At 62.6% G+C, this 8,874-nt stretch carries 8 protein-coding genes, 2 pseudogenes and 1 riboswitch; of the genes and pseudogenes, 9 read left to right on the forward strand and 1 reads right to left on the reverse strand.

Annotated elements, in window-relative coordinates:
- The first annotated feature begins 121 nt into the window (after positions 1-121).
- The 4 genes and pseudogenes from chrA (at position 122) to metZ (ending at position 5,109) form a co-directional block, all read left to right on the forward strand.
- Positions 122-1,349 (forward strand): annotated as a pseudogene (gene chrA, locus T281_RS14240) (chromate efflux transporter).
- A gap of 80 nt (positions 1,350-1,429) precedes the next feature.
- Complete coding sequence (locus T281_RS14245; protein ID WP_155955269.1) at positions 1,430-1,789, forward strand: hypothetical protein; 360 nt, start codon at positions 1,430-1,432, stop codon at positions 1,787-1,789.
- Between the two features lie 436 nt (positions 1,790-2,225).
- Positions 2,226-3,671 (forward strand): amidohydrolase family protein, encoded by a 1,446-nt coding sequence (locus T281_RS14255; RefSeq protein WP_037240653.1) that lies wholly within the window; start codon positions 2,226-2,228, stop codon positions 3,669-3,671.
- Positions 3,672-3,797: 126 nt separating this feature from the next.
- A riboswitch (SAM riboswitch) is annotated at positions 3,798-3,875 on the forward strand.
- 40 nt (positions 3,876-3,915) lie between these two features.
- Positions 3,916-5,109 (forward strand): O-succinylhomoserine sulfhydrylase, encoded by a 1,194-nt coding sequence (metZ, locus tag T281_RS14260; RefSeq protein ID WP_037240656.1) that lies wholly within the window; start codon positions 3,916-3,918, stop codon positions 5,107-5,109.
- A gap of 54 nt (positions 5,110-5,163) precedes the next feature.
- Here metZ and T281_RS14265 read toward each other — a convergent pair whose 3' ends face one another.
- Positions 5,164-5,553: a PRC-barrel domain-containing protein gene (locus T281_RS14265; protein ID WP_037240660.1), complete on the reverse strand. Its 390-nt coding sequence runs from the start codon at positions 5,551-5,553 to the stop codon at positions 5,164-5,166.
- A gap of 164 nt (positions 5,554-5,717) precedes the next feature.
- Here T281_RS14265 and T281_RS14270 point away from each other — a divergent pair, with 164 nt between their 5' ends.
- The 5 genes and pseudogenes from T281_RS14270 to T281_RS19170 form a co-directional block, all read left to right on the forward strand.
- A complete protein-coding gene (locus tag T281_RS14270) occupies positions 5,718-5,918 on the forward strand; it encodes a CsbD family protein (RefSeq protein WP_037240675.1) in 201 nt (66 codons plus the stop codon).
- 178 nt (positions 5,919-6,096) lie between these two features.
- Entirely contained in the window at positions 6,097-7,548 is a 1,452-nt protein-coding gene (cysG, locus tag T281_RS14275; RefSeq protein WP_037240663.1) for a siroheme synthase CysG, read from the forward strand.
- A gap of 110 nt (positions 7,549-7,658) precedes the next feature.
- The gene (locus T281_RS14280) at positions 7,659-8,240 is read left to right on the forward strand and encodes a Tll0287-like domain-containing protein (RefSeq protein WP_037240666.1); all 582 of its coding nucleotides are present in this window, start codon (positions 7,659-7,661) and stop codon (positions 8,238-8,240) included.
- Between the two features lie 214 nt (positions 8,241-8,454).
- The gene (locus T281_RS14285) at positions 8,455-8,634 is read left to right on the forward strand and encodes a hypothetical protein (protein ID WP_155955270.1); all 180 of its coding nucleotides are present in this window, start codon (positions 8,455-8,457) and stop codon (positions 8,632-8,634) included.
- Positions 8,618-8,874 (forward strand): annotated as a pseudogene (locus T281_RS19170) (primase-helicase family protein); the annotation flags it as partial. The gene T281_RS14285 and the pseudogene T281_RS19170, both read left to right, overlap by 17 nt.

Below are 8,874 nucleotides of genomic sequence, written 5' to 3' on the forward strand. Positions count from 1 at the left end.
TTCCTTACCATTGCAAAACAAAACTGAGCGCAGGCGGTCGTCGACCGAGGGTAGTCTCGCGTTTCGCTGACGGCATACTGAAAGCGCAACGCTTCGCGAGTACGCTGGGAGGCTGTGAGCGATGACAGGCTCGACGACGAGTCCAAAGGAAAGCCAAACCCCTGTTGGCTCGGCCGGCGAGGTTTTCGTGGCCTTCCTCAAGCTTGGGCTTACCTCCTTCGGCGGACCTATTGCCCATTTAGGCTATTTCCGTAATGAACTGGTGCAAAGGCGGAAGTGGATCGATGAAAAAGGCTATGCCGACCTTTTGGCATTGACCCAATTCCTGCCGGGCCCCGCGTCAAGCCAAATGGGCTTCGCCCTCGGGTTACTGTGCGGCGGCCCGCTCGGAGCATTTGCGGCCTGGGCGGCTTTCACGCTGCCGTCTGCCATTCTCCTCACTTTGTTTGCTTTCGGCGCAGCAGCATTTGACGGTCCGGTTGGAAGCGGCATCATCGCCGGTCTCAAGATCACGGCCGTCGCCATCGTGGCACAGGCGGTGTGGGGCATGGCAAGGAACTTGTGCCCGGATCGCGAACGGGCCACGATTGCGCTTGGAGCCGCGCTGATTGTCGTCCTTTTCGCTGACATGTTCGCACAGGTGGCAGCGATCTCCATCGGTGCAGCGGCGGGTCTGTTGTTATGCCGAAGTCATCAGAAGGCGATCGACAGCCACATCGCCTTTCCCGTTTCGAGGAAATTCGGTGTTGCCTCGCTTGCTCTCTTTTTCGTTCTGCTTTTCGCGCTGCCTATCGCCACCGTTGCGTCGTCTTCGCAGGGGCTGGCCGTCTTCGACACGTTTTATCGCGCGGGTTCGCTGGTCTTCGGCGGTGGACACGTCGTGCTACCGCTTCTCGAAACGGAGGTGGTGCGCAACGGCTGGGTCAGTCAAGATCAGTTTCTTGCCGGCTACGGGGCGGCGCAGGCCGTTCCGGGTCCGCTCTTTACCTTCGCCGCCTATCTCGGAGCGGTCTTGGGGCCGGAGCCAACCGGCCTCACTGGAGCAAGCATAGCCCTGATTGCCATCTTCCTGCCCGGCTTTCTGATTCTGCTCGGCGTGATTCCATTATGGGATAGCTTCCGCAATCGCGAAAGCGCGCAAGCCTTGATGCGCGGGGCCAATGCCGCCGTTGTCGGCATCCTCGGCGCGGCGCTCTACGATCCGGTGTTCACCAGCGGGATCACCGGGCCTCACGCCTTCGCCTTGGCGCTCACCTGTTTCGTGCTGCTGATGGCTTGGAAAGGCACCGCCCTGGATCGTCGTGCTTGTCGCGGCGGCGGGTGGGGTCGCGATCGGACAGGCGCATTAAGCAGAGGCGAAGCTGGGGCTTCCCTTTCGCGCATTTCATGCTAAAGCGTATAAAACTTTATCGTTTGTGGATGAGATGCCGTGCTGCGTTCGCTCCCGCTACTGGCTTTGGCCTTGCTCACCGCCGCTTGCGCTCCCGCCGCAACATCGGTTCCGACCGCGAATCAGTTTGTTCTGACTGAGCCGGAACGGTACAAGACGGCAACAGAGCGGGAACTGGCGCAGCAATTCGCTGAAAACGATTGCAAGGCAAAGGCGCTGGCGGCTGGCGCGACGGTTCAAAAGGCGGGACAGTCCGACCATTCGCAAAGAGCGTCGTCTTCGGGCGACGTCAATCTCGGCGCGACGATCCGCACCCGACGACAGTCCGACGAGATGTACGCCGCAACCTTTACGGCGTGCATGAACAAGGCCGGTTTCCTGATGAAGCCCGCCGTCTGAGCCGATCCGTTCCGAGCGACATGCGACAGGGCGCTTCGCGCGAAAGCTCTGCCGCCCTTGCCGCCCCGTCGAACCCGTGCAGGGTCACAGGCCGCTCCCCATCAAACGATAATTCGACCGAATGGCTTCAAGCCGGGCGCGCCTTCTCCGATCGAGCGGTAAAAGGCGGCGTTCGCGCCGACGCCGTGCTTTCCTTGTCGTGAACTGCGCTCGCGTCCCGTCAAAAGCTTCGTCCAAGGCGCGTCGAACGCCGGTGGTATTCCCAAAATTGTGAATTTTCTCGAAAGCGCCATTTCGCCATTGACGAGCGAGGCGCATTTCATCAACATGCGGCCATTTGCGGAGGGGCAAGTTTCGGCAAGTTCATCGGCGCATGTGAGAAGGAGAAGCCGGAAAACTAGCACAAGGGGGGAATGTCACGCAAGGGGTAATTGGAATGAACGACGGTATATCGCTGGAAATGCTCGCCTTCAATCTTAAGCTTTTGGGGCGAAAGAGCAGAAAGAAAGTCCTTATAAGTGCGGGCAAGGAGGACGACAAGGCAAGAATGCTTCCCGCGATCAAGCAATTTCTAAGCCTTGAAGTCGACGTTTTCGCAACGCCGGGCACGCACAGATTTCTTACGCGTCACGGCATCGACACGGTCGAGATTCACAAGATCACCGACGGCCGCGCGCCGAACATCCGCACATTTCTGAACGAGAACCGCTTCGACCTCGTCATCAACGTGCTGACGGGCGACAACGACTACGACGAATCGTCCGACGCGAAGCTCATCCGCAAGCTCTGTATCGAGAACGGCATTCCGCTTATCACCGATTGCGATGTCGGCATTGAAACCTTGCAGCAGATCGTGCGGGATACGAACAAGGGCACGTTCCGCTACAAGCTCTCCGATAATTCCGAGCCGTGGAACCTTCGCCTGCATTTCATGGAAGCGGTCGAGAAGCTTGGCGGTTTCGCGAGCCATCACGCGCATTTCGACAAGGCATACCTCGTGAACATGGATAACCTGCGGCTCAGCCAGGTCGACATGCAGAAGAAGTGGGAGATTTACCGCTACCTCAAGGAAAACTACACCCACGACGATCTCGTCGAGCGCATCAGCCGCGGCCTTGAGACCATGATCGCGCAAGGCGTGACCTATTGCCGAACGATGGTCGACGCGGACTCCACCGTGGGCCTGCTGCCGATCAAGGCGGCGGTCGAGGTGAAGAAACGCTATGCGGATCAAATTCACTTCGAGGTTGGCGTGCAGCCGCTGCAAGGCGTGCTCGACCCCGCGTCCTACGAGCAATATGCCGAAGCCTGCGCGATGGCCGATTATTGCGGCGGGCTGCCCTCGCGCGACCGTCCACGCCCCGAGGCGCATCTCGATACAATCCTCGACCTCGCCAAGCGCCTCGGCAAGCCGGTCGATGTGCATGTGGATCAGGAGAACAACCCGCTCGAAAACGAGACGGAGCTTCTCGCCGAAAAGACCATCGAGCATGGCATGCAGGGCCGCGTCTTCGGTGTGCACGCGATCTCGCTCGGCGCGAAAAGCGAGCGCGAGCAGGACCGCATCATCCAGAAGATCCTCGACGCCGACATGGGCATCGTGATCTGCCCGTCCGCCGCGCTCAGCATGGCGCAACTGCCGATGACGGCGCCGCTGCACAACTCCATCGCGCCGTTCCCGAAGCTCCTTGCTGCGGGGGTGCGGACCTATCTCGGCGTCGACAATATCCACGACCTGTTCATGCCCATCGTAGACGGCGATGTGTGGACCGAATGCCGGATGCTGATGGAGGCGTGCCGCTTCTACGACATCCAGCAGGTGGCGAAGTGGGCCTGCGCACGGCCGATCGCGGTTGAGCGCGCCGCCTCGCTCGCGGCGTGACGTGAAATCTCATGCCCGCCTGAAGGGACGCGCGCGGCGATCTTTTTCCAATGTGCGTTTTCTTGAGGGCGGGCATATTTCTTCGGCGGTTGCCCTTGACGGGAAAGTGCACGCGGGTGTTAGCTGGCCTTCGAACGTGGTCCCTTTGCCGGCCGGCTTGCAGCCACGCTAAACAAATTGCTAAAAGGCCGCTCGCCCTCTCTCTTGAAGGCTTCCGGCATTTTAGCGCCCATGAGGGGTTATAATGTCCGATCATACGGGGCTTGACGGCCTTCATCCCGATACGCTTCTCGTCCATTCCGGCACGTTGCGCTCGCCCCACGGCGAGACGTCCGAAGCGTTGTATCTGAACTCTGGCTTCACTTATGAGAGCGCCGCCGAGGCCGAAGCCCGCTTCAAGGGCGAAGCCGAAGGCTACGTCTACAGCCGCTACGGCAACCCGACCGTCACCATGTTCGAGACGCGCATCGCCGCGCTTGAAGGCGCAGAGGCGGCGCGCGGTACGGCGTCGGGCATGGCGGCGGTGTTCGCTTCGCTCGCCTCATATCTCCGCGCTGGCGATCATGTGATCGGCGCGAAGGCCGTGTTCGGTGCAAGCCGCGCCATCATCGAGGAAATCCTCCCGCGCTTCGGCATCGAATCCACCGTCGTCGACGGTCGCGACCTCGACGCGTGGCGCGCCGCCATCCGCCCGAACACGCGCGTGCTGTTCTGCGAAAGCCCGGCGAACCCCACGCTCGACCTCGTCGACCTCGAAGGCGTCGCCGACATCGCGCACGACGCGGGCGCTATCCTGATGGTGGACAACGTCTTCGCGACGCCGCTTCTGCAACGGCCTCTCAAGCTCGGCGCCGATGTCGTCATCTACTCGGCGACGAAGCACATCGACGGGCAGGGACGCTGTCTCGGCGGCGTCATCCTGTCGACGACGAAATTCATCGAGGAGCATGTGCAGGGCTTCCTGCGCCAGACGGGCCCGACGCTCTCGGCCTTCAACGCGTGGGTGATGCTGAAGGGCCTCGAAACGCTGACCGTGCGTGTCGAGCGCGAAAGCGCCAGCGCGGCGAAGATCGCGGACTTTCTGAGCGAAAAACGCGGCATCGCGCGCGTCATGTATCCGGGCCGCGCCGATCATCCGCAGGCATCGCTCGCGAAACGGCAGATGGCGTCGGGCGGGCCGCTCGTGGCTTTCTCGCTCGACGGCGACAAGGACGCCACGTTCCGGTTTCTGGACGCGCTGCGGGTCATCAAGATCTCCAACAATCTCGGCGACGCGAAATCGTTGATCGCGCATCCGGCCACGACCACGCATCAGAAATTGTCAGACGATGCGAAGGCGGAACTTGGCATCACGGCGGGAACGCTCAGGCTCTCGGTGGGGCTTGAGCACGTGGACGACCTCATCACCGACATCGCGCAGGCGCTCGCCAAGGTTTGATTGCGGCGCAAGAGCCATACCGGAGCGCTGGCGCTCCGGTATGCGATCCGGGCCTCAGCGATTGATCGACGGGTTCGACCAATAGGGCTGCACGGTATAATGCTCGTGCGTGCGGCTTTCCCAGTCCGTGCTCGCGAAGGCCTCGTCGTCGAGCGGCGGCGAGTTCTCAAGCTGCTCCTTGGTTATGCTCGTGCGAAACGCGTCGAGATCCTCGTCGTAGCGGAGCGCCGACCACGGGATCGGGCGCTCGCTACGGCCGATTCCCAGAAAGCCGCCAAAGTCCACCACGGCGTAGGCGACACGCCCGCCCACGCAATCGATCATGATTTCCTCGATGGTCCCGATCCGCTCGTCGCCGGCGCCGTAAACGTAAGCACCTTCGACGTCGTCGCTCGATATCAGCTTGCGGCCGGGAGTTATCGCGTCCGTTCGGTCTGTTTGCATGTTGCAGTCCTCCTTCGCGCGAAACAAGGTTTGGGCGGTCTCGTTCCCAGGCGCTCGCGCGAGCGCTCGCCATCAAGCCGAAGCTTTGCCGAAGGTTTGGAGCGCGCTTCGGAACCTTTGCGTGTGGCGACCGTTTATCGGCCAGTCAATTGGAGGACAAATCCATGAATTGGGATCAGATCTCGGGAAACTGGAAGCAGTTCGAGGGCAAGGTGCAACAGCAATGGGGCAAGCTTACCGACAGCGACCTGACTGAGGCCAAGGGCGATGCAAAAGTTCTCGCGGGCAAAATTCAGGAACGCTACGGCGTTACCAAAGAGGAAGCAGAGCGTCAGGTCGACGAGTGGCATCGCTCGCTTCATTGATAATCTCGGGTTCGCGCGGCTCAAGCCGCACGGAAGAAGGCTCGCCGCGCGCGGGCCTTTTTCGTGTTTGGGCAGCGGAGAGGGTGTTTGACGGGCGGTGGAATCTCCACGTCGCATTTTTCTCGCGCAAAACCGCGCGCGATGGGTTAGCCCTACAGCCCAAAAAGTGAGCCGACCCGTGGAACAGCTTCCCCTCTTCTTTCAACTCAAGGGCAAAACCGTCGCCGTAGCCGGTGGCGGAGCGCCCGCCGCTCGCCGCGCCGAGCTTGCCCTTCGCGCAGGCGCGCGCGTCAGCGCCTTCGCCCCCCAACTCGGCGACGACTTTCGCGCACTCGTTGACGATCCGCATTTCGTGCATGAGACGCGTGCCCCGTCGGCCGCCGACATGGCAGGTCTCGCGCTTGCCTTCGCCGCGACCGGCGATCGGGCGACCGACGAGGCGATGGCCGCGCTTGCCCGCGAGGCGCGCGTGCCCATCAACGTCGCCGACACGCCCGAGCTTTGCGACTTCATCATGCCCGCCATCGTCGACCGCGATCCGCTCGTGATTGCCATCTCGACCGGCGGCGCGTCGCCCATCTTCGCCCGCATGATCCGCGCTCGCCTCGAGAGCACGATTCCCGCCGCATATGGCCGCCTCGTCGCGCTGGTCGGCTCATATCGCGAGCGGCTGGGCCAGCGGCTTTCGGATCTTTCGCAGCGTCGCCGCTTCTGGGAGAGGGCGCTCGAAGGCCGCGTCGCGGATCGCTTTCTGGCGGGGCGGGAGGATGAGGCGCGGGTCGAACTCGAACGCGCGCTGGACGCGGCGGACGATACCGAGCTTGCGCAGGGCGAGGTCTATCTCGTGGGGGCAGGGCCGGGCGATCCGGACCTTCTGACCTTCCGCGCGCTCCGCCTCATGCAACGCGCGGATGTCGTGCTCTATGATCGCCTCCTGCCGCCCGGTATCCTCAACCTCGTGCGCCGTGAAGCCGAGCACATCTATGTCGGCAAGGAGCCGGACCGGCACGCCGTCCCGCAGGAGGAAATTTCCGCGAAGCTCGTGCGGCTTGCGAAAGAGGGAAAGCGCGTGCTGCGCCTCAAGGGTGGCGACCCGTTCATGTTCGGGCGCGGCGGCGAGGAGATCGAGGCGCTGGCCGCTGCGGGCATTCCGGTGCAGGTCGTGCCGGGTGTGACCTCGGCGGCGGGCTGCTCGGCCTATGCGGGCATTCCGCTGACGCATCGCGATCACGCGCAGGCCTGCGTTTTCGTCACAGGGCACGCGCGAAGCGGCGGTGGCCTGAGCCTCGGCTGGGAGGCGCTGGTGCAGCCGCATCAGACGGTGGTGATTTTCATGGGGCTTGGGCAGCTCGAGTCGCTGATGCATCAATTCGTGGCGCATGGCGGCGACCCGGCGCTTCCCGCCGCCATCGTGGAAAACGGTACGCGACCGAATCAGCGCGTCGTGACGGGCACGGTCGAGACCATCGCTGGAGCGGCAGCGAGCGAGGGGATTGTCGGCCCGGCGCTTGTGATCCTCGGCACGGTCGTCACGTTGCGGGAAAGGCTCGTGCCTCATGGCGGGCCAGTGTCCGACGAACCGGGCATATTCTCAAATACGCATATCCCTGCCACCATGACGCCTGTGTAAGCCCTTACTTTTTGCGGTCTTCCGGCGTTCGTGCTCGTGCTATATATGCGCCATCATGAATACGAAGGCGCAGGCCCGCCGGGGCAGCGCAGCAAACAGGGAGCGCTGAAATGGCTTTTCGAACGGGCGGGATCGCGATCGTCATGGCGATTCTGGGCGTCGCGGCAGCGGAGGCGGAGGAAGCAGCGAGCCCCGAGGCTCTCGCGATCGAAGCGCGCGGTATCGTCGGTCGTTTTGCCGACAAGCTGAAGGGCGAACTCGTCGGCGCGATGAAAGAGGGCGGCCCGGTCGCTGCCATTAGCGTGTGCAACACTGCGGCACCCGCGATCGCTTCCGAAGCGTCGACCGGCGGTTGGATCGTCCGGCGTACATCGCTCAAGCTGCGCAATCCGGCGACCGCACCCGACGCGTGGGAGGCTGAGACCCTCGCTCGCTTTGAAGCCGCGAAAGCGGGCGGCGCGGACCCGACGAAGCTCGAAAGGGCCGAAGTCGTGGAAAGCGGCGGTGTGCGCAACTTCCGCTACATGAAGGCGATCCCGACGGCGGCCGAACCGTGCCTGGCCTGTCACGGGACGAACCTGGCCGAACCCGTCAAGGCGAAGCTCGCGGAGCTCTATCCCGAAGACAAGGCGACGGGCTACAGCGCGGGCGATATTCGAGGGGCGTTCACGCTGACGAAGCCGCTTCCCTAGGCGGCCTTGGGCGCGGTGTGGCAAGGGCGTGCGCGTTCGCCCCCCGCGCGAGCGCGCACCGTGCCGCTATCGAAAAACATCGCGCGCCATCTCCAAACCGTCGCGCGATGGGCGAGCGCGAGCCTTTAACCCACGAGAGTCAGCGGCTGCGCAAGGTGGCGACCGTCAGGTAAACGCTGGGGGAAACCGGCGCGGCTGATTCGAAATGTGCGCGATGTTCGGCTGGTTCGCTCATGCCGTCGGCAAGTCCATCGTGGCTGAGGCGTTCGGCAAACTCGTCTCGCCTCATTACTTCCTCGTCGATCATCCTCGCTACGTGACGGGGCAGTTCAACGCGCACATGGCGGGCTGTCTTTTCCTGTTAATACTTTGCCGATATGCATGCAGAGCTTGAGAGTGGAGGCTATGAGGCCCTGCTATACGATCTGCTTCATTTCGATCTTTCCCAAATCAACATCAGGGAAGCGCCGAAGACGGCGGCGCTGCTCGAACAGAAGATCGAACACTTCGACAGCGTCACGACCTGGATTTACGACCGCCTCTGGAGTGGTGCGCCGACGCGGAAACATTCTCATTGGCCTCCGCAAGTGCGCTGTTCGGAGATGCACGAGGATTATCTCGCCAGCGCCGACAC

It is taken from the genome of Rhodomicrobium udaipurense JA643, from assembly GCF_000636015.1.
Classification (GTDB): Bacteria; Pseudomonadota; Alphaproteobacteria; order Rhizobiales; family Rhodomicrobiaceae; genus Rhodomicrobium; species Rhodomicrobium udaipurense.